Below are 1,472 nucleotides of genomic sequence, written 5' to 3'. Positions count from 1 at the left end.
GAACCTAAAGTCTATGTAGACTAGTCTACAAGTAGATTCGTCTACATGTAGACGATTTAATAAAATATATGATTTTCCCGTAAGTTGCATTGTATCTAAGGGATAACAATGTTAGATTTAAATTATCAGTTTTATTTTTTTGTCTACAAATCTACAAGTTGGTATAACATTAGTTACCAGTTTTAAAATAAGGAGGGAAAAGAATGAGTGAATCCTGCACGGTAGTTACATTCGGCAATTTTAAAGGCGGTACCGGAAAAACTACGAACAGTACGATGATAGCTTATTGTTTAGCTAATATGGGTTACAAAGTGTTATTAAGTGACCAGGATCCCCAAGCAAATGCAACGAGCCTTTATTTAAGAACAAAAACACATTTAGAGGACGAGATCACGAGTTTTGAAAAGACGCTGATGTCTGCAATCCAAAGTGAAGATTTGAGCACGATTGTTACTCCAATTAAAGAAAATTTATATTTACTTCCTAGCTTCAGCGATTTTGCTTTGTATCCTAAATTTCTGGAGAAAAAGTTCCCCTCAGAAGTGGATCGAGTTCAATTCTTTTCTTCCTTGATGGAACCGTTAAAAAAAGAGTTTGACTTTATTTTTATTGATGTCCCCCCTACTTTCTCGATCATTACGGACTCGGCATTATACGCCTCTCAATACGTGGTGGTTGTTTTGCAGACCCAAGAACGGAGTTTGCAGGGAGCGGAAGCATTTACAAAATACCTTCAAACCTTAATTGATGACTATGATGCAGATTTAGATATTTTAGGAATATTGCCAGTCCTCTTGAAAAATCAGGCAGCCGTGGATACCTTAACTTTAGAAAATGCCAAAGAAATGTTTGGTGAGCACAATCTGTTTAAAGGTATTGTAAAGAATATGGAGCGATTAAAACGATTTGACATGACCGGCATTACCGAAGACGATATGCATGATCGTAATGTGATTTCGAGTTACACGGACGTAGCTAATGAATTTTTGGAAAGATTAAAAGCAGTTACAAATCCTGGGGATTTCCCTATTCCACGGGAGGCGAATATAGATGTCTGATTTACTTAGGAAAAAACCGAAAAAAATTGAAAGAAGTCCAACTGTTACACCGAAAACCACTTTTTCGGTGAACGATCTTCCAAAAAATCCAAAAGAAGAAGTCCCAGAGAAAAAAGTCACTCCAGCTAAACCAATCGTAGCAGAAAAAACGACAACAGTCCGTGTAAGTGTTGCAATGAAAAACAAACTCAATGCGTTGGTGACGATGGGTATTGCTGATACCGTTGACCAGTTAGCAGATGTATTGATAGATGAATATGTCACAAATATTTTGTCCAAGGATGAAAAGAAACAATTGGAGATTATTCTTGATCTCTATAAAAGTAAATTAAATAACAGGTAAGGGGGAAAATCTTATTTTCTCTCTTTTTTATTTTTTCAAAGAAATCTAAAAATATCGTCTACAAGTAGATT

General features: G+C 35.7%; 2 protein-coding genes. Both read left to right on the top strand.

The window, feature by feature from the left end; all coding sequences use genetic code 11:
- The first annotated feature begins 203 nt into the window (after nt 1–203).
- On the top strand, nt 204–1,058 hold the full coding sequence (locus KW93_RS12565) for a ParA family protein (RefSeq protein WP_033543374.1): 855 nt from the start codon (nt 204–206) through the stop codon (nt 1,056–1,058).
- Entirely contained in the window at nt 1,051–1,401 is a 351-nt protein-coding gene (locus KW93_RS12560) for a DUF5388 domain-containing protein (RefSeq protein ID WP_052131613.1), read from the top strand. Before KW93_RS12565 ends, KW93_RS12560 begins: the two co-directional genes overlap by 8 nt.
- The last annotated feature ends 71 nt before the right edge of the window (nt 1,402–1,472 follow it).

The organism is Planococcus sp. CAU13 (assembly GCF_000775575.1).
GTDB lineage: Bacteria > Bacillota > Bacilli > Bacillales_A > Planococcaceae > Planococcus.
Note: the sequence above shows the minus strand (reverse complement) of the source record. Positions and strands in the feature narration are given on the sequence as shown.